Source organism: Pseudomonas granadensis (assembly GCF_900105485.1).
Lineage (GTDB): Bacteria > Pseudomonadota > Gammaproteobacteria > Pseudomonadales > Pseudomonadaceae > Aquipseudomonas > Aquipseudomonas granadensis.
This window is the reverse complement of record NZ_LT629778.1, coordinates 2171876-2189945: the sequence shown is the minus strand read 5'-3', so window position 1 is coordinate 2189945 and position 18070 is coordinate 2171876. Positions and strand designations below refer to the sequence as shown.

Annotated in this window: 17 protein-coding genes; 5 read left to right on the top strand and 12 right to left on the bottom strand. The window is 56.8% G+C overall.

Annotated features, from left to right (window positions below; translation table 11 throughout):
* Positions 1-23 precede the first annotated feature (23 nt).
* On the bottom strand, positions 24-1205 hold the full coding sequence (locus tag BLU52_RS09695; protein ID WP_197677960.1) for a hypothetical protein: 1182 nt from the start codon (positions 1203-1205) through the stop codon (positions 24-26).
* 500 nt (positions 1206-1705) lie between these two features.
* Here BLU52_RS09695 and BLU52_RS09690 point away from each other — a divergent pair, with 500 nt between their 5' ends.
* Positions 1706-1999 (top strand): hypothetical protein, encoded by a 294-nt coding sequence (locus BLU52_RS09690; RefSeq protein WP_231988016.1) that lies wholly within the window; start codon positions 1706-1708, stop codon positions 1997-1999.
* 221 nt (positions 2000-2220) lie between these two features.
* Entirely contained in the window at positions 2221-3033 is an 813-nt protein-coding gene (locus tag BLU52_RS09685; protein WP_090282971.1) for a DUF1206 domain-containing protein, read from the top strand.
* A 97-nt stretch (positions 3034-3130) separates the two neighbouring features.
* On the opposite strand, the gene BLU52_RS09680 is transcribed toward BLU52_RS09685, so the two are convergent.
* From BLU52_RS09680 to BLU52_RS26965, 7 genes are all read right to left on the bottom strand, one after another.
* A complete protein-coding gene (locus BLU52_RS09680) occupies positions 3131-5521 on the bottom strand; it encodes a TonB-dependent siderophore receptor (protein ID WP_090282970.1) in 2391 nt (796 codons plus the stop codon).
* A gap of 108 nt (positions 5522-5629) precedes the next feature.
* Entirely contained in the window at positions 5630-6610 is a 981-nt protein-coding gene (locus BLU52_RS09675; protein WP_090282969.1) for a FecR domain-containing protein, read from the bottom strand.
* Complete coding sequence (locus tag BLU52_RS09670) at positions 6597-7112, bottom strand: sigma-70 family RNA polymerase sigma factor (RefSeq protein WP_090288482.1); 516 nt, start codon at positions 7110-7112, stop codon at positions 6597-6599. Before BLU52_RS09670 ends, BLU52_RS09675 begins: the two co-directional genes overlap by 14 nt.
* A gap of 147 nt (positions 7113-7259) precedes the next feature.
* On the bottom strand, positions 7260-8048 hold the full coding sequence (locus BLU52_RS09665; RefSeq protein WP_090282968.1) for an SDR family NAD(P)-dependent oxidoreductase: 789 nt from the start codon (positions 8046-8048) through the stop codon (positions 7260-7262).
* A gap of 431 nt (positions 8049-8479) precedes the next feature.
* Positions 8480-8839, bottom strand: a complete 360-nt coding sequence (locus BLU52_RS09660) for a DUF6124 family protein (RefSeq protein ID WP_090282967.1) — start codon at positions 8837-8839, stop codon at positions 8480-8482.
* A gap of 544 nt (positions 8840-9383) precedes the next feature.
* A complete protein-coding gene (locus BLU52_RS09655) occupies positions 9384-11903 on the bottom strand; it encodes a DEAD/DEAH box helicase (RefSeq protein WP_090282966.1) in 2520 nt (839 codons plus the stop codon).
* Between the two features lie 248 nt (positions 11904-12151).
* A complete protein-coding gene (locus BLU52_RS26965; protein WP_090282965.1) occupies positions 12152-12583 on the bottom strand; it encodes a general secretion pathway protein GspC in 432 nt (143 codons plus the stop codon).
* 133 nt (positions 12584-12716) lie between these two features.
* Between BLU52_RS26965 and gspH the strand changes: the two genes are divergently transcribed.
* Both gspH and BLU52_RS09640 read left to right on the top strand, forming a co-directional pair.
* Entirely contained in the window at positions 12717-13169 is a 453-nt protein-coding gene (gene gspH, locus BLU52_RS09645; RefSeq protein WP_090282964.1) for a type II secretion system minor pseudopilin GspH, read from the top strand.
* Positions 13166-13774, top strand: a complete 609-nt coding sequence (locus BLU52_RS09640) for a prepilin-type N-terminal cleavage/methylation domain-containing protein (protein WP_090282963.1) — start codon at positions 13166-13168, stop codon at positions 13772-13774. Before gspH ends, BLU52_RS09640 begins: the two co-directional genes overlap by 4 nt.
* Positions 13775-14531: 757 nt before the next feature.
* On the opposite strand, the gene BLU52_RS09635 is transcribed toward BLU52_RS09640, so the two are convergent.
* From BLU52_RS09635 to BLU52_RS09625, 3 genes are read right to left on the bottom strand one after another with little or no spacing between them, the layout of a single operon-like run.
* Positions 14532-15470, bottom strand: a complete 939-nt coding sequence (locus tag BLU52_RS09635) for a FecR family protein (RefSeq protein ID WP_090282962.1) — start codon at positions 15468-15470, stop codon at positions 14532-14534.
* 31 nt (positions 15471-15501) lie between these two features.
* Entirely contained in the window at positions 15502-16053 is a 552-nt protein-coding gene (locus BLU52_RS09630; protein ID WP_090282961.1) for an RNA polymerase sigma factor, read from the bottom strand.
* Entirely contained in the window at positions 16050-16799 is a 750-nt protein-coding gene (locus BLU52_RS09625) for an STN domain-containing protein (protein WP_408003549.1), read from the bottom strand. The genes BLU52_RS09630 and BLU52_RS09625 overlap by 4 nt, the downstream gene beginning before the upstream one ends.
* 122 nt (positions 16800-16921) lie before the next feature.
* On the opposite strand from BLU52_RS09625, the gene BLU52_RS09620 reads away from it, so the two are divergent.
* On the top strand, positions 16922-17236 hold the full coding sequence (locus BLU52_RS09620; RefSeq protein WP_090282960.1) for a hypothetical protein: 315 nt from the start codon (positions 16922-16924) through the stop codon (positions 17234-17236).
* Between the two features lie 132 nt (positions 17237-17368).
* Here BLU52_RS09620 and BLU52_RS09615 read toward each other — a convergent pair whose 3' ends face one another.
* The gene (locus BLU52_RS09615) at positions 17369-17809 is read right to left on the bottom strand and encodes a carboxymuconolactone decarboxylase family protein (protein ID WP_090282959.1); all 441 of its coding nucleotides are present in this window, start codon (positions 17807-17809) and stop codon (positions 17369-17371) included.
* Between the last annotated feature and the right edge of the window lie 261 nt (positions 17810-18070).

The window sequence follows — 18070 nt, the reverse complement described above, 5'->3', positions numbered from 1 at the left end:
ATGTGCGGGGCTGATCATCAAACTCAGGCAACTTTTCTTTGCTGCGACAACTGATTGTAGTACGTGATCAAATCCACTGTTTGAGCTCCGGCCATGGCTGACTGCACCTGGGCGGAAGTCATGCCATATTCGAGGTTGGCATTGTTCACCTGCAGATCAAGCTGCAACGAACCAGCTTGAGCATAGGAGTCGTTCCATTCGCTTATGGCTTCATTGACGTCATTGAGCACTGCCGTGAAATTGGTAGATCTGGCGTCAGAAATGGCTGTTCTGATGTCAGTTACCGCGGCGTTCACATCATTTTCCAGCGTTTGCCATTCAGCCAATACTGCCTGGAGATTCGTCTCGATCGCTACCGACTGCGTCGCCAGATCAGCAAAGTTATGCGCTAACACGTGCAAGGTTGCGACATCGGCAGTTATACCCTGGATGGTGGCAAGGGTCTGAGTGATACTCGCTTGATCAGCCTCTATTTGTTTGGCGTCCAGCGCAATATAAGTGCTGGCGACAGCTATCGCTGGGCCAAGCATAAACCAGACAAGCGCGCCAACCGGCCAAAGTGCAATTGTCGCAACCGTCCCCAATGTCAATGCAATGCCGTCAGTAATACCAAGCGCAATAATGGCAGCTGTGAGGCTTTTGATGTCGGCCTTCAATTGATCGATCTGAGCATTGAGCTTGTCAATTTGGGCTTGGTCGGCATTGGCATCGACTGTCGACTTATCAGCGATGCTCTGTAGCTGGGCGGCCATGTCCGGGAGCGTATCACGTGATGTTTGTAAGGCGACGATTGCTCCGCTGATGAACGAGGTTACCAAGCCTAATTGATTAGTGAGCGTAGTCAGATCTTGATTGAGCGTCGCCAGTGCTATTTGATTTGTTGGCTGAGCGACAAGTGTTTCGCTTTGGCTTTTTGCATCCTGAAGAACCTGGCTGATCACTGCGTTGTAGCCGACCACCTCTTGAGGGACGTTCAGCAAACGGGCCATAACGGTATTGACCCAATTCAGCGCGTCGCCATTGGCCGCTTCAAAAGCGCTGACAAAGGACTGCCAATCCGGCGGCGCTTGATAGAGAGTAGGCAGGCTTGACCCCAAGACACTGGTCATTACGGTATTGACCGCAACTACGTTCTGCTTGTAGTCAGTTTGTACTTGAACGAGGGAGCCGGAACTTTTACGAATTGCATGGGCGAGAGACAGCATGACGTGTTGCTCCTTTGGGTGCTGCGGTTGGGTGATCCTTCAACTGAAACCAAGCTTAGTGACAAAGAATGGGAGCAATGGAATGTTTGGGTTTATGGATGAGAGCCAAAGGAAATAACCGGGCAGGATGCAAAAGTCAGGACCGCTTGATACGAAGCCGAAACGCCCATCACAATCGATCGATTCAACTAACACCCCCGGCTCCAGATTCCTGGACTGCAGGGACCTTTCGGATCGGAAGTGGCGAGTGCTCATTCACAGCAAATAGTGAAAAGTAAAGGTTACGACGTGTGCCGGGTGCTTGGTGACTGACGCCTCACATCACGAGCGAGAAGACGCGTCATAAAGAGTGCGTCTTATCGTTGCCCACACGAGCCCAGAACTCTTCCGCTGACGGGCCGATGCCGTCGGGCGCGTGAGGTAAATTTTCCAAAGGGATGAACCAGACGTCCGTCAGCCATCTCCTGTTCGGTCAGGCTCTTTGGTAGCCAGGCGACCCCTTGCTCTCCAACGCCATCACCGCACATCTGAGTGTACCGATCATGTTGATCAACTGTGGTAATCCGGCGCTGAGCGATGTTGGGCGACTGAGTGCTGCCAATGTGCGGATTGTGGTTAATGGGCATGCGCCGTATCTGGCCGCAATCGAAGCGACGTACGAGGCGTTGGGTGAACAAAGCGGCGCGGAGGGACGCGAACTTACGCTCTCCAAGCTGCTTGCCAGGTACACACTCTCGGACAATTACCGGGAGTGGGCGGAAACCTATTTGAGGTCGGGTCGTGATTCGAATTGATTTGAAGCAGGTGAACTGAAGCGTCATGGGGCGAGGCTGGAGACATTGTTGCCGCAGACGGACCGCCCCTCCACCCTAGCCCTCTCCCCCTGGAGAGGGAACTGATTGGGGGATATTCGAGGGGTTGCGCCGACATGAACGTGGCTCGTTGAATCCAAGCCAGTAGAACCCCGGCCAGCACCAGGGGTCTGCTCTTGTATACCCTCTCTGGAATACATCGAATGTCCGCGCAACATAGCCTGGTAATACTCGCTCGGGGCGGTTACGCCGCTCGTGGCGTGCTGTATTTGATCATCGGTATCTTTGCCCTGCTGGCAGCACAGGACTCGACAAAACCCAAGGACAGCCACAAAAGTCTGGAGGCACTGCTCAGCCAACCCTTCGGCTATTTTCTGGTTGGGCTTGTGGTAGCAGGCTTGCTTGCCTTTGCGGCTTGGCGCGTCCTGCAAGCGACGCGTGATGTCGATCATCATGGCAACGACCTCAAAGGCCTGGTCATTCGCGCAGGTCTGTTGGCAGGCGGTATGGTCAACGGCGCTTTAGCGATTTTTGCACTGGGTTTGCTCGTCAGCGGCATCAGAAGTTCGGGCGATTCCGGTGGGCAGACCAAGGACTGGCTGGCGCATTTGTTGTCCTGGGATCACTCGAATCTTTTGGTGTACCTGATTGCACTCGTTCCACTGGGGGTCGGTATTGCTCACATCATCAAGGGCTGGAAGGCGACGTTCGAGAAATACTTTGAGGCGGACGAGGAAGTGATGCGGTATGTCCGCCCAGTCTCCAGGTTCGGCCTGATTGCCCGTGGGGTAGTTTTTATCGAGATTGCGGTGCTATTGGCTGTCAGCGGTTCCACTTATCAAGCGATGGATCCGCCGGGTATGAAAGAGGCTTTGGACGCGCTGCAGAATCTTCCAGCGGGCTGGTTGATCTTGATTGTGATGGCATTGGGGCTGATTGCTTTCTCGGTTTACAGCTTTTCTGAAGCTTTCTGGCGAAAGATCAATATGGATGTGCCCGGAGTAGCGAGATCGTAAAGCTACGTTCACCGCTTGCCGATTGGTAACCAGGTTGGCGGTACCCGCGATAAAGCGGGCACCGCTTCCTGACAAAGCAGAAGGCTTAAACGCCCACTTACCAGTTGTAACTCACTTTGGCGGTAATCTCGCGACCCGGGTTATAGAAGTTCGCGGTGCCGGAACCGACCACGTGCTGCTCATCCAGCAAGTTGCTGACGTTCACCGCAAGATCGGTACCCTTGGCGATCTTGTAGTTGAAGGCGGCGTCGAACAGCGTGGTGCCATCGCTTTTGTCGGAGTTGGCTGCGTCGAAGTAATAAGCGCCGACATAACGCGCGCCCAAGCCAACGCTGACATCCGTGCCGGGCAGGTCGTAATAACTCCAGAGCGAAGCGGAATGCTTGGGGGCCGTGGCGAACTCGTTACCCTTCAGCGAACTGCCGTCGTACAACGAACCGCGCAGTACCTCAGACTCCATGTAGGAATAACCACCGATCAGGCTGAGGTTCTGCGTCACCTGCGCCTTGGCCTCCAGGTCGAGGCCACGCGCCCGCGACTCGCCCACCGTTTGTTGCTCGATGATGCCGCTCGGCAGCACCACGGCGATGGTGACGTTTTCCTGGGTCAGGTCATAAACGGCGGCGGAGAACAGTGCGTCCATCCCCATCGGCGCATACTTCACGCCCACTTCGTACTGCCGGCCCGTCTGCGGTGTGACGCCAACTTGCGGCGGCGAGACGGATTCCACCATGCTCACATAAGTGGAGACTTCGTCGTTGACGATGTAAGTCAGCGCACCGCGGTAGGAGGTTTCGGAGAAAGTGTCTTTCTCGGTCGATTGCAAGCCTTTGCTGGTCAGGTCCATCGAATCGTTGCGCACCCCCCCGGTGACGATGAAACGCTCGTAGAACGACAGGTTCTGCTGGAGGAACACGGCCTTGGTGGTCGCGTCTCGCTTGTTCACGGCATACGGCGCGATTGAGCGTGAAACGCCAGTAAACACCGGATTGGCAATATCAATCGGGGTCGTCAGGTCGTAGACCGAGCTTTCCTTGGTGGTCGAATCGAGGTACTCCACGCCCACCAGACTGCTGCTGTCGATGTTCTCGAAGCGGGCATCGTATTGCAGCATCAGATTGCCGTTGAACTGGTCGGCCTCGGTGTCTGTGCCAAACAGATAGCGGTCGACGGTCGTACCGACACGTGCGGCGCTGTCGCTTAAGTAAACGTAGCCAAAATCATCGGTCAACTTGCTGTAACGCAGGTTGCTGCGCAGTACGAAGCCGTTGTCGAAGTCATGGGTGACGTTACCGCTGAGGCTGGTGCGCTCGACATCGTGGAAGTTGTAGCTCGGCTCACCATAGAACTTGCTGCGGTCGTACTCTTTGTCCAGCGGATAGCCGCCACTGTTGGGCGAACTTTCGGTTTTCAGGTAGTCCAGAATCACTGTCGCCGACGTGTAATCCGACGGAGCCCAGGTCAGGCCACCCATAAACAACTGGTTGTCGTCCTGTGAGTGATCGTACTCGCGGTCACTGTTCTGGCCTTTGGCAGTAAAGCGGCCGGCCAGGGTTTTCTCGTCGTTCAGCGCATCCCCCACATCGATGCCGGTCTCGACATGGTCGAACGAGCCGTAGGTCACATAGCCCTGACCAAACTTCTCGAAGCGTGGCTGTTTGGTCACGAAGTTCACCGAACCGCCGGGGTCCGCAGGGCCAAACAGCGTGGAGTTGGCGCCGCGCAGAATCTCGATGCGCTCATAGGCGAATGGATCTTCGCGGACGCCGCGCATCGAACTCAGGGTCAAGCCGTCACGGTAGGTGGTGGCCTGGAAGCCGCGGATCTGAAAATAGTCGTTGCGGTCATCCGTACCATAGAAGTCACTGACCACGCCCGGCGTGTATTGCAGCGCCTCTTCGGTTGTGCTGACGCTGCGTTGCTGCATTTCCTTGTTGGTCACCACCGACACCGAGGCCGGTGTGTTGAGAATGCTGGTCGCCACCTTGCCGCCAACCCAGAGTTCCTTGGCGACCACCGAGTTGGTGTCGTCGTCGGCACTGACCCTGACCTTGGCATTGATGATGAGGGGCGCGAGGCGGTAGTCCTCGACGTCCGTTGCGTCGAGCTCCAGCGGGCCGGCGGGTTTTGCCTGAGGGACCAACTGGTAGGCATTCGGGCCCTGCTGTTCGGTTTGTAATCCACTCCCCTGCAGCAACGATGACAGCGCTGCCGACGTATCGAGCGTGCCATTCACGCCAGCCGTGGTGCGGTTCGCGACACTCGACGCATCGAATGAAAGGCTGATGCCCGCCTCGCGCGCAAAGCGGTCAAGCGCCGGCGCCAGTGGGCCCGCAGCGATGTTCCACGGTTTGACTTGATTGCTCGGGTCAGCGCTCGAGGTTTGCGCCAGCGACGGCAAGGCGTAGCTGCTGACGATCAAACCCAAAATCGCAGCGTGCAAAGCGCGATTCAATGGATGGCGCTGTGAAACCGGGGACGAACTCATTTTCTCGCTCCAAGAAAGGACATCGACAGACTGGCCTGTATTCCGGCCTTCCAAAGAGGTCGAACGAGAATGAGAAACCACCTCATTATTTTTCACGCATTACGAAATTCAGCTGGCTGCGGTCACGGTCACCCAGTACCGGGTGCGATAATCGACGTGCAAATGCAGCGACTGCGCGATCAACGCCAGCACCTGATCGTTGTCGGCAAGCTGGAAGGTGCCGGAAACGCGACGGTCCGCGACCTCTTCGGCGCAGCGCAACACCCCGGGGCGATAACGCGACAACTCCGCGATGAAATCACCGAGGCGCATATTGCGCGCACTGATCACCCCGTCACCCCAGCTCCAGGGATCAAGGCCCTGGTCGCTGAACGTTCGCACGCCACTGGATGTGAACAGCAGCTGATCGCCTGCCTGCACGCTTCGGCTTGCCGGCGTTTGACGGGCGCCGGGAAACAGCGTGACCGATCCTTCCTGAGCCGCGACCAGCGTCCCATCGTCACGCTCGCGCACGAGAAAGCGCGAACTGTGGGCTTGCATGAGGCCGTCGCGTGATTGCACCCAGAACGGCCGCACCTGATGCGAGTGCGGGTCCGCGCCGACATTCACGATGATTTCACCCCGTCGCAGGATGATCAGGCGTCGCTGGGCATCGAACTCGCTGTCGACGGCGCTATCGCTATTGAGCTGGACAAGGCTGCCATCATCGAGCTGGAAGCGGCGTCGCTCGCCGGTGCTGCTGCGTTGCTGCGCAAGCATGGCGGGGACCGGCGTGTAATCCCGGCCGAGCCAGGCTGCCGTGCCAACAGTCGCCAATACGCCCAGCAGCTTCAGGCTTTCGCGCCGGCGCACTCCCTGACGGCTGCCATCCAGGGTTTGTCGGGCCAGTTGCGCGGGCACGCCTGCGAAGTCATCGCCAAGGGTTTCCACACGCTGCCACGCCAACCCATGCTCCGGGCGCTGCTGCAGCCAGTGCTCAAAACTGCGCTGTGTCTGTTCATCGGCTTGATTGAAGCGAACGCGCACCAGCCATTGGATCGCCTGCTCGACAATGGCCGGATCGAGCGCCTGCGGCTCACGCCTCGACATAACGCACGCGATAGCAATGTTGCAGGGCCGTGGCCAGGTCGCGCTCCACCGTCGCGCGGGAAACACCCAGCTTTTCGGCTATTTGCGCGCAGGTCAGACCGTCGAGTCGGGCAAACAAAAACGCCTGTCGAACTCTTGGTTTAAGCGTACCGAGCATGCGGTCTATGCGCTCGAGCGCATCCAGAATCATCAGCCGGCTCTCTTCCGAGGGCACATCGTGGGGAGGCAGCAACATGACGCTTTCGAGGTAAGCACGCTCGAGCTCGCGACGACGATACTGATCAATCATCAGTCCACGGGCGATACTGCTCAGATAGGCGCGCGGTTCGCGCAAGGGGCTGGATTGACGGGATTTGAGCAGACGCACAAAGGTGTCCTGCGCCAGATCGGCAGCGTTATCGCGACATCCAGTGCGCCGGATCAGCCAGCCCTGTAACCACGAATGGTGGGTGCGATAGAGCAGCCCTAGATCAGCAGTGCCTAGTGTTTCGTCGCTGCGCATCGGAATCCCGGCGAATACATGATTGATAATGAATCGCATTCTACTCACGGGATGGGGCCTGAGGCAAATACCCCTTCCCGCCCAAAACCTCCTTGAGCGCTGACGGCGCTCGTCGTGCCGATTGACGCGCCGTCAGCAGAATAAATCTCAGACGATGCTGTCGATCACCCCGCCGTCGACGCGCAACGCTGCCCCGGTGGTGGCGGACGCCTGTTCGGAGCTGACGTAGATGATCATGTTGGCGACTTCCTCAACGCTGGCGGCACGCTGGATGATCGAGGAGCTGCGGTGGGCGTTGACGAAATCAGCGGCGACCTTCTCCAGGCTTTCGCCGGAGCTTTCGACGGTGGAGCTGAGCATTTGCGCCACGCCTTCGGACAGGGTCGGCCCGGGCAGCACAGCATTGACCGTCACCCCGGTGCCCGCCAGACGCTTGGCGAGGCCGCGCGACACGGCGAGTTGCGCGGTTTTGCTGAAGCCGTAATGGATCATGTCAGCCGGAATATTCACCGCCGACTCCGACGAGATAAACACGATCCGCCCCCACTTGCGCTCCACCATACCCTGCGCATAGGCGCGTGACAGGCGCACGCCGGACATGACGTTGATGTCGAAAAAGCGTTGCCACTCACTGTCCGGTATCTCAAAGAAATCCTGCGGATTGAACACACCCAGATTGTTGATGACGACGTCGAAAGCACTGTGCTCCGCGACCAGTTTGTCGACCCCAGCCTCACTGCCCAGATCACCGGCAAAACCGACGGCATTGCCGGCCAGTTCGCCCAGCCGTTGCAAAGCGCTGTCGACGCTTTCCTGGCTGCGACCGTTGATCACCACCTGCGCACCCGCTTGCAAAAAGCCCTTGGCCGTCGCAAAACCGATGCCGCTGGTGGAGCCCGAAACCAAAACCTTACGTCCGGTGAAATCAATGTTCATGATGACCTCGCAATGGGGTGAATGGCTGGATGTTGCAGTGTTTGTAGCGCTTTGATAGTCCGGTTGGATTAGAGATGACTTTTGGAGTTTGTCGAATGATCGTCGGCCCCCTCGCCGCTCAAGGTTAATCGCTTATGGACGCGCGGGTTAATGCATTAGCTCAAAGAAAGGCACGTGCCTGCGCGTCGATACCATTGGCGAGCAGTTCAATGACATGACCGCGACGCGCTGGACCCGCGAATGCCCTGAAACGCCTCAATAGCCAAGTGAAATCGGAGCAGAAAAGTAACCGCCCCACTCCCACAGGTCCCAGCCCCGAACACAACATCCGCGACCAGCACAAAACCCTGTGGGAGCCAGCCTGCTGGCGATAGCGGCCGATCAGGCAACAGAGACAGCGCATGTGCCACCGCTACCCGCCCTACTCCACATCACTCCGGCAATTGCAAATTATCCAAAGCCCGATTCACCGCCAGCTCCCCGAGCATGATCAACTGCGAAATCCCCAACAACGCCCGCCGCTGCGACGCCGGCAACAGACTGGCGACGTTCTGCGTAATGGTCTGAGCCGAAGCGAGTGTTTCACTGGCATCGATCAGCAGCTCTTCGTTTTTGTTATCCGCAGTTACGGCATACATCCCACGGTGTTTACGTGGCGGCGGCGTGGAACCGGGCTGGCAGAGGTAATGGTCGAGCGCACGGTCGGCGGCTTCGTGGAGTTTTTTGGAGTGGGTGGATTCGTAGGGGGATGTGGGGTTGGATTCGGGTGGGTTGGGTGTTGGTTTGATCATGGTGAAGCTCCATTTTTATACCTGGTGGAACCACCAACACCTGTCGCTAAACAGATAAGGGTGGCAGCTGTACGCGGGTTAGCGAACCGAGAGGTATAAGACCCGGCAGACCCGAAGGTCTCCCACGCACAGCCGCCATATCGTCATCGCAAATGTCTGCGACAACTGGAGCGTCGTTGAACTTATACCTGGTCGGGTCGCTAAACCCGGTCGCTGGGTTGCCAGCGACACGTAGACGATATAGACCAGGTAAAAAGCCCACAAGCCGGCGGATTCTGGCGTAGCTGTAGGCAAAGGCGCAAGGGCACGTAGCCTAAGAGAGTGTTTTGAGATGTCTTTTTAAACTTAATGTTTATCGAGACGTTACTGCGCCAACTCACCCAGGCGAATTCGGCCTGTTATCTAGTCTGTGATGATGCGTTCTCAGCTTGAATACGAAGGCAGCTATCGCCAAAGCAGCAGTTCAAACTCCAGAATGCTGGTCGCTGTTGTAATGGTGATATGGAGGAATTTTGAATTTCCTCCATATACCTAAGACAGTCTTTTAGTTAGTGTGCGGCTCTGAATACATTGTAGTTAGGTTGCTTGGGTCTAAACCGTGAAAGCTGAGCAGCTTATTAATTTGCCCCGTTGAAATGCTGTGCAGTTCAAATTTTTGTAGCTCCATAATGAACGCTCGAAAATTTTCTTTTAGCTTGTTTAGCGAGCGTTTCCGCATGATAGAGACGTCATGGGTAAAGTTTCCGTGATATGAAAGTTTTTTAGTGGGGTGCACCAGAATTCTAGTACACTCTGCTTCGCCGTAAACTTCTTCAAACCAGCCGCAATGCGTGTTCATCTGACCAGCTTCGTTTTTGTTTATTTCCACCCGATTCAATTCGACCTCGTTTTTACACTCTAGAAGTATGTACTTATTAACTCCAATACACCAAAGATTGTCAGGGCCTTTTTTGATTTCCTTGTCTGGCCTCTGACTTTCGAAGCCCAAGCCCAGGCCAAGCTCTTTAAGAGCTAGCTCAAATTTTTCTGAGGCCACACCAAAAGCAAGATTGTCGAGTATGCCATTAGCAGAAAGTTGAAGTTCTTCGTGAGTGTTAAATGTTTTCAGCCAATTCTGAATCCGAGAAATTCGATTTTCATTAATGAATGATATTTTTTTGTAATTGACGCCGGTTTTCGGCTTCAAAAGCTGGGTATTTAATCTGAAGGCAGTACCTTGAATGTTATTAGCGTCTGCTTTGCTAAGCCTGTATGTGTATCGGGCTAACTGTTGTATATACCACCCTTTTTCGGCAGGCTCTTCCTGGAATTTATCTGATAGTTTCTGAATGATTTCACACGCGCGCGCTTCGTTACCCGATGCAAACGCTACTTCCGCATCGAACTCCATCTTCAATACGTCATACAAAGATGTACTCTGGTTTGCTTTAACTATTTCATCCATTTCTTCGACATAATATTCTTTCCAGCCCTCATCTCGAGTAAGAGCTTGCTTCATAAGATCAGTTAGGACCTCATACTCGTTGGGCTTAGTTTTGAGCTCTGCTTTCGCGTCCTCTGCAATCTGCAGGCCTATTTCAATCTGTTTTTTTGTTTGCGGGGAGAAATATTTGTGAGTAGATTGGCTTTTGATAAACTTTGTAAGATCGCCCCCAACTATCAAGATTACACTGTAATCTTTCTCACCTCTTACACTGCGCCCCAAGCCTTGTTCTACTTTTTGCGCGATCTTTACATTCATAATATCGCTACCAGTACGACAGTCCTCTTCGTAACGGTCGAGAAGAGAGTCAAAGTAGGGTTTTGAGTCAAGGATAAGAATGCGGCAAGCGTCGTCTGGCAGATCTATACCATCATATCTATTCGCAAAAACCATGGACGAACTCGTTTTTCCAGTTTTCAACTGCTGAACATGTTCGAAAATGGTTTCGGTTTCAGCAACCGTCGCGCCCAAACGTTGGTACTGAGTTTTATTTGAGAAGTCAGGGGTTAAAAATACGATGCCGAAACTGCGATCTTTTTCCGGCTTTGCAAGCCAGTCCACAATATTTTCCCTGTCTAAGGATGCATCGATTAAGGTAGGAATTAAGATCATCTTCTCACCCGACCACTTTAGTATGGTATTGGTAAGAGGAGTTTTAATTGCCTCAATGTCAAAACCAAGCCCCTTGATCGAGAAGGAGTCATCTTGCGTGGTAGCTGACATTAAAATTCGGTGTTCTGCTCGAGCGAATGAGCCAAATGCATTTATGGGAATTAATATAGGCGATATTTCGAGATAGGTTCCGGCTATGAAAGCTTGACAGTTCTCTAAATTATTTTTTATTAGCTCCCATGCAAAAACAATCTCTTTATCGTCCTTATGGCTTAGTAGAAGCTGAATCATTTCGTCTTTTCGGTCTAACCATGACCAGTAAGGAATCGGCAGCATAGTGTTGTAACTGCCACTCTCAATTTCAAGAAAGCTGCCCTCACCTTGATCTCTTAAGTCTTGATCGAAAAGCCTGATAAATTTTTCATAAAGAGGATGCTTTCGATCTATTTTGATAGTGAGCGCGCTTTTTATCGAGTCAATGCAGGCATGTGAGTCATCTAAAACAATGGAGCCGACTTCCACAGACTTGTTATTTAGTCCGAATTTCGTTCTCCCATTGAAAAGCTTTTGAATATGTGTGATTAAAAGGGTTTTCCCGGCGATAAACTCGTCTGGAAGCTCGCGGTCTTTACCAATTTCGCAGAAAGGTATTCCGAATTTTTTGGCTTCAGATGTTACCTGTCTTGCGAGGTAAATGTTGGGACACAAAAACACACATGGCTTTCCAGATTCATTCAGCTTCGATTGAAGCATCAAAAGTCCAATCAGAGTTTTGCCTTCACCTGTATGAAGCTTTACAACGCTATCCTTCAAATCTCTTCGGGAACTATGCCATTCTTTTAGTAAAGTTTCTTGAGAGGGGCGCAGCGGTCCTGCTTCGCTTCTTCGATCCAGTGAGTCGTATATTTCAGTTGGATCTATTCTCTTTTCAACACTTTTATTTTTTAGTTTTTTCTTGAAGTCGACCATTTACTACTCCTTGTAATAGTTGATTCTTTAAAAAGTACATCTAGGTTTTTTATGCAGCCAGAGTGAACGCCCAACCCTGAGTATGGCGCAGAATACTGCGAATTTTCCCAAAAAAAACACTTCGTCGGATCCTCATTCCCTACTAACCGGCCTAGTCTAGTAGTTTTTTTGCAATCAGAACCGTCTGCTCCTGCCGATAGCCGCCGACGACTATTTAATGGGATCAGCATCTACCTCGATTCCACAAATCACGGCCTCACCAACCTAGGCAAAACCACCCCCTCCCCCAACCTCTCTACCCCCAACCGCACCCTCTCCCCCCCCTGCTCCACAACAACCCCATCCCCCTCAACCGCCACCAACCTCACCCCAACCCCAACCCTCTCCCCCGCCAAAAAGCTCCTGGGCGGTCCATCATTCAAACTCAATATCGCCACCGCCCCGTGACTCCCCGCCATCACCCCGCTCACCTTGATATCCACCGGCGCGGTCTGGTTGGAAAACCACTGCAACGCCGGGCTATCACTCCTCGCCGCCAGCAACTGCGGCGCCGCTGCCGGTGTGCGCGATTCGGCGCGGGTCAGCAGTAGCGACGACCATGTCGCGACGCCGACCAGTGCGGCGAGCAGCGCGAGGGCCTGGGCCATTTGCGGTGGGGAGAAGCGTGTTGTGAGTCTCATGGGGTGAATCTCCTTTTTGTCCCTGTTGCCAGCCTACGCGGCAATTCTCTCCGTTTTATTTCACACGTCTTACATGTTGGCGGTGCATCTTGGCTGTTCGGGACATGGCGGGACGCGAAGGAGCGTGCGATCGATGGACGCGGGCAAGCAACGGGGTTTTACGCTGATCGAGTTGATGGTGGTGCTGGTGATCATCGGCATTGCCAGTGCGGCGATCAGTTTGAGTATCAAGCCTGATCCTGCGCAGTTGCTGCGCAAAGATGCCGAGCGCGTGGCGCAGTTGCTGCAGGTGGCGCAGGCGGAGGCGCGTGCGGATGGGCGGCCGATTGTTTGGGTGAGTGATGCGAAGGGGTTTCGGTTTAGTCGGCGTAGTGACGGTGGTCGCGGGTTTGAGCATTTCAAGGATGACGCGCAGTTGCGGCCACGTGCGTGGCAAAGTCCGAAGGTCGAGGTGCGTGTGGAGCCGAAGCAGCGGGTTGTGCTGAATGCTGAGTGGATCAATCCGCCGTTGCAGGTGACGCTGTCCGATGGTTTGAATCGGTTGAGCGTGCTGCGCGATGGCTCGGGTCGGATCAGTCTGCAATGAGGGCTCAACAGGGGTTTACGCTGATCGAGGTGATGGTCGCGATTTTGTTGATGGCGGTGGTCAGTCTGATTGCCTGGCGTGGGCTGGACAGTGTGACGCGGGCGGATCGGCATTTGCAGGCCAGCAGTGAGCAGAGCGACGGGTTGTTGCGGGTGTTGAATCAGTTGCAGCGCGATGTGGATATGCGCGCGGGGGTTGAGTTGACTGAGCCGCGCAAGGTTGGTGTGGATGATGAACCGCCTGCTGCGCCGCCTGCTATTACCGTTCGTAGTAGTGATAGCAAGGGGTTTCGGCTGGATGTGATTCGCACGGCGGCGGATCAGCCGGGGGCGTTGCAGCGGGTGCGCTGGTGGTTGAAGGGCGACACGTTGTATCGGGCGGTGGCTGAGGCGCGCAATCGGTATCCGCTGCCGGCGCCTGGGGCTGGGGTGGCGGTGTTGGCGGATGTGCGGGATGTGCAGGTGCGGGTTTGGGAAGTGGACAAGGGTTGGCGGCAGTTGAGTGGGAATCGGCGGGAGGATCCGCAGGGGCTGGAGATTCGGTTGAGCCGGGGGACGCCGCAGGGGGTGGAGGTTTATCGGCAGGTGATTGGGCCGTTGCAGTGATGCTTTTTTGTAGGAGTGAGCCTGCTCGCGATTGCGGTGGGTCAGTCAATGGAGAGGTTGGATGGACTGGCGCTATCGCGAGCAGGCTCACTCCTACAATTGGATTGGGTTGGGGCAGTTTGGGATTGGTTGGGTTTGCGGGCGCTATCGCTGGCAAGCCAGCTCCCACAGGGATTGGGTTTGGGCAGTGGGAGATGGGTTGGCTGGTGGATAGCTATCGCGAGCAGGCTCACTCCTACATTGGGGTTGGGTTGGGGCAGTTTGGGATTGGGTGGCTGTGGGGGCGCTATCGCTGGCTGGCCAGCTCCCACAGGGATTGGGGTTGGGCAGTGGGAGATGGGTTGGCTGGTGGATAGCTATCGCGAGCAGGCTCACTCCTACAATTGGATTGGGTCAGTTTGGGATTGGTTGGGTTTGCGGGCGCTATCGCTGGCAGGCCAGCTCCCACAGGGATTGGGGTTGGGCAGTGGGAGATGGGTTGGCTGGTGGATGGCTATCGCGAGCAGGCTCATTCCTACAATTGGATTGGGTTGGGGCAGTTTGGGGTTGGGTGGATGTGGGGGCGCTATCGCTGGCTGGCCAACTCCCACAGGGATTGGGGTTGGGCCGTGGGAGGTGGGTTGGCTGGTCGGTAGCTATCGCGAGCAGGCTCACTCCTACAATTGGATTGGGTTGGGGCAGTTTGGGATTGGTTGGCTGTGCGGGCGCTATCGCTGGCGAGCCAGCTCCCACAGGGATTGGGGTGTGGGGGGGATGGTTAGCTCAGGACGACGACGCCGCCCGGGAGTTCGGTGCATTTGATGCCGTAGGCGTCGCGGATCAACAGGGCGACGCCGGCGAGTTGGTTGAGGTTGAAGCGGGCCTGGACGCGGCGTTGGCCGAGGTCGCGGTTGAGCAGCAGGAGCATGCCGGGGCGGTAGCGGTTGATTTCGTCGATCATCTGGCTGAGGGTGGCGCCGTTAAAGACCAGGACTTGTTGGCGCCAGTTCATCACGGCGGCGGTGTCGACGGTTTGGACGCTGCCGATTTGGCGGGCGTCGTAGGTCACTTGCTGGCCGGGTTCGAGGCGCAGGTTGCGGCCGTCTACGTCGACTTCGACCGTTCCGTCGAGGCAGGTCACGCAGACTTGCTGATCGGTATTGCGCAGGTTGAAGCGGGCCTGGCTGGCGCGTAACCACCCGCCTCCGGCCTGCATCGCCAGCGGCAAACGTGCGGTCTGTACTTCGACTTCGCCGCTGACCAGTTCGAAGCCCTGCACGCCGTTCTCGACAGTGCGCTGGTTGATGCGGGTCTGGGTGTTGAGTTCCAGGCTCACGCCTTGCGCCGGTTCGACGCGGCGTTGCTGGCCGACTTCGGTGATGTAGTCGGCGCCGAGCCCTTCGAAGCCGCCGGGGATGGTGCCGCGCACCAGCAGGAAGGCGGCTGATGCGGCGATGGCGCCGCCGAGGAAGGCGCGTCGACCGAACCCGCGTGGTGCCTGCACGCCTTGCGCGGCGGGTTGCAGGTTGTGCCACAACACTTTGGCCTGCTCGAACGCCTGCGCATGTTCGGCGCTCTGTGCACACCATTCGCGCAGGGCGCGGGCGTCGGCGACGGTGGCGCGGCCGGAGGTCAGCAGGATCAGCCAGTCGTGGGCTTCGCTGTGCAGGTTGTCGGCCACCGAGGGTTCGGCAGGGGTCAGTCGAAAGATGTTCAAACGCGCAGATTCTCAACCAATTGATCGGGCTCTATTCAGAAGACGGTTTTCCGGCCCCGCGACCGAACCGCTGAAACACTTTTCTTTCCAGTTTAGCTGCGCAGTAGCCCAACGCGGCTTTGATTTCCTTCTCGACCATGCGCGTGGAGATGCCGAAGCGCTGGGAGATTTCCAGGTGCGGCGCCTCCTCCAGGCGTGCGGCGATGAAGATCCGTCGGCGTCGCGCGGGCAATTCGTAAAGGGCGCTGAGCAGTGACTGGATTTCCTTTTGCCCGCCGACCACCCGCGACGGATCGAGCGATTCGTCGCCGATCTGCAGCAGCTCTTCGACCTCCTCGCCGGTGAGCAGGCGCGCGTCGGCCTGACGGCGGTCGGCGGCGATGTTCAGGGCCATGCGATAGAGGTAGGCGTTGGGCCGCAGGACGTTCGGCGGCGTCTCCATGCGGTCGACGCGCAGCCAGGTTTCGTGCAGCACGTCGTTGGCCAGGTCCTCCGAGCCGAGACGGCGGCGCAGACGTCCGCGAAAGTCCTCGTAGGACGTCAGAAACAGTTGCGCCAGCGACCCTTGTCCGGTGTCTTTCATCCCCCGGAAACTCCTTCCCATGTGGTGCATTCCATGCGTTTCCCTGACGACTCCGGTAACAACAGCAACGTGACCGGCTGACGCAAGGCACTGGGCGTCGGCCGGTCGATCCTGAATTGGCGAAAGCTTTCCACCAGCGCGTTGTCGCGCCGTACATCGCCGGTCGAAGTGACCAACCGGTTGTGTTGCACCACGCCGTCGTGCCCGACCCAGACCTGCAACAGCGCGCGGTAACTGCCCGGCCGGGTCAGCGGCGAGCGACACAGATTGCGTTCGACCGCGGCCTGCACCGCCGTGGCGTAACTGCGGCTGACGGCGATGCTTTCCGCCGACTGCTTTGGCGGCGGCTCCGGCACGTCTTCAACCTGCGCCACTTGCAAGGTAAACGCATCGGCGCGGGCATACCGCGCCATCAAACCACTGCCGCCGAGCAGTCGGCGCAAGGCATCGGCGGCGGTGTATTCGCCGTCCACCGCCAACGAGCGACGACCGCGACTCAACTGACTGTCGACCAGCACCGCGACGCCGGTGGCGTGGCTGTACTGGTCCAAGGCATGCGCGAGGTCCTGCGCCGGAATGTGCAGCGTCATGCGCACGTCCGCCGGCGTCGGTTGCGCGCCGACCGGGCTCGCCGCGCAGCCAAGCAACCACCCCAGACAGATCCGGCGCACAAGAATCGTTGAACGCTGAAAACCGCCTCGGGAAGTGCCTCGCTGCACGGCTGACGAATCCTTGAAAATCGTCATCCTGAGGGCTGTTTATGAATCTGGTGTGACGGCCGGTGCAAAAAAACCATCACGGGATTTACGCAAGGCTTGCACTAGACTCAAGGCATCGCGCCGCCGCATCGGCCGGCCAGGAGGCAAGCATGAAAACATCGTGGCGAATCATCCTCGGCGGGCTGTTGCTGACCGCCGCGTCGGGCGCTTATGCCGAGGAACCGTTGGGCTGTGTGGAGGTGACGGTCGGCGGCTACAAAGCGCCGAATTACGATTGCCTGAGCCAGCAAATGGGCAACAACCCCGAAGGCGCAGCGGCGGCGCAGAAGAATCTGGAAGCGCTGAATGTGCCGGTGCACAAACGTCCACCGAATCAGGTCGGTTTGGCGACACCGGCCGCTACCAGCACGCGGATGGGCAACACCTTTGGCACGTCGGTGAAACCGCAACGCCCACCGCAGTAACCGCTGACACCCAAGAGCCGAACGCGGAGCGTCCGTGGAGGCATTCCCACGCGGGAGCGTGGGAACGATCATGACCAAAGCCGTGCCTACCGGATCGTTCCCACGCTCCGCGTGGGAACGATCAGCGGTGCCTTAGTCGCTCGGCACCTGGCGAAAACTCACCGCCAAGCGATTCCAGCTGTTGATCGTCGTCACCGCCATGGTCAGGTCAACCAGCTCTCCTTCGCTGAACTGCTCGCGCGCCTGCTGATAAACGTCATCCGGCACGCGACTGTCCGCCAGCAGCGTCACCGCCTCCGCCCACGCCAGCGCAGCGCGCTCGCGCGGGTTGAAGAAGTTGCTGTCGCGCCACACCGCAATCGCATACAGGCGCCGATCACTCTCCCCGGCCCGCCGCGCGTCCACCGAATGCATGTCCGTGCAGAATGCACAGCCGTTGAGCTGCGAGGCGCGGATCCGGATCAATTGCAGCAGCGGCGGCTCGATACTCAGGTTGGCGGTCAGCGCCTCCATGGCAATCATCGCTTTCATCGCCTTGGGCGAAGCGTTGTAGTAATCCAGGCGCGGGGACATGGGCAGGTCTCGGTGGACGGAATGATGAGTGCACCGTAAGCGTTGGCGGGCGCGGGTTACAGCCCCAATATTTCGAAAAACCGCTACACCACTGATCTCAAGCCTTACACCGACCCTGTGGGAGCTAGCCCTGCTAGCGATGACGGTGGGTCAGTCAACCGAGATGGTGCCTGTTGCGGCCTCATCGCTAGCAGGCTAGCTCCCACAGGTTGTAGGCCAATTCCGGGTATTTGCGGTAGGCAACTATTGCCAATCGGCCAA

Coding starts and splice junctions, on each gene's coding strand:
- BLU52_RS09685 (WP_090282971.1), top strand. CDS start 2,221: ATGTCCGCGCAACATAGCCTGGTAATACTCGCTCGGGGCGGTTACGCC.
- BLU52_RS09675 (WP_090282969.1), bottom strand. CDS start 6,610: ATGTCGAGGCGTGAGCCGCAGGCGCTCGATCCGGCCATTGTCGAGCAG.
- BLU52_RS09680 (WP_090282970.1), bottom strand. CDS start 5,521: ATGAGTTCGTCCCCGGTTTCACAGCGCCATCCATTGAATCGCGCTTTG.
- BLU52_RS26965 (WP_090282965.1), bottom strand. CDS start 12,583: ATGAGACTCACAACACGCTTCTCCCCACCGCAAATGGCCCAGGCCCTC.
- BLU52_RS09615 (WP_090282959.1), bottom strand. CDS start 17,809: ATGTCCCCGCGCCTGGATTACTACAACGCTTCGCCCAAGGCGATGAAA.
- BLU52_RS09695 (WP_197677960.1), bottom strand. CDS start 1,205: ATGCTGTCTCTCGCCCATGCAATTCGTAAAAGTTCCGGCTCCCTCGTT.
- gspH (WP_090282964.1), top strand. CDS start 12,717: ATGGACGCGGGCAAGCAACGGGGTTTTACGCTGATCGAGTTGATGGTG.
- BLU52_RS09655 (WP_090282966.1), bottom strand. CDS start 11,903: ATGGTCGACTTCAAGAAAAAACTAAAAAATAAAAGTGTTGAAAAGAGA.
- BLU52_RS09670 (WP_090288482.1), bottom strand. CDS start 7,112: ATGCGCAGCGACGAAACACTAGGCACTGCTGATCTAGGGCTGCTCTAT.
- BLU52_RS09640 (WP_090282963.1), top strand. CDS start 13,166: ATGAGGGCTCAACAGGGGTTTACGCTGATCGAGGTGATGGTCGCGATT.
- BLU52_RS09630 (WP_090282961.1), bottom strand. CDS start 16,053: ATGAAAGACACCGGACAAGGGTCGCTGGCGCAACTGTTTCTGACGTCC.
- BLU52_RS09665 (WP_090282968.1), bottom strand. CDS start 8,048: ATGAACATTGATTTCACCGGACGTAAGGTTTTGGTTTCGGGCTCCACC.
- BLU52_RS09625 (WP_408003549.1), bottom strand. CDS start 16,799: ATGACGATTTTCAAGGATTCGTCAGCCGTGCAGCGAGGCACTTCCCGA.
- BLU52_RS09660 (WP_090282967.1), bottom strand. CDS start 8,839: ATGATCAAACCAACACCCAACCCACCCGAATCCAACCCCACATCCCCC.
- BLU52_RS09620 (WP_090282960.1), top strand. CDS start 16,922: ATGAAAACATCGTGGCGAATCATCCTCGGCGGGCTGTTGCTGACCGCC.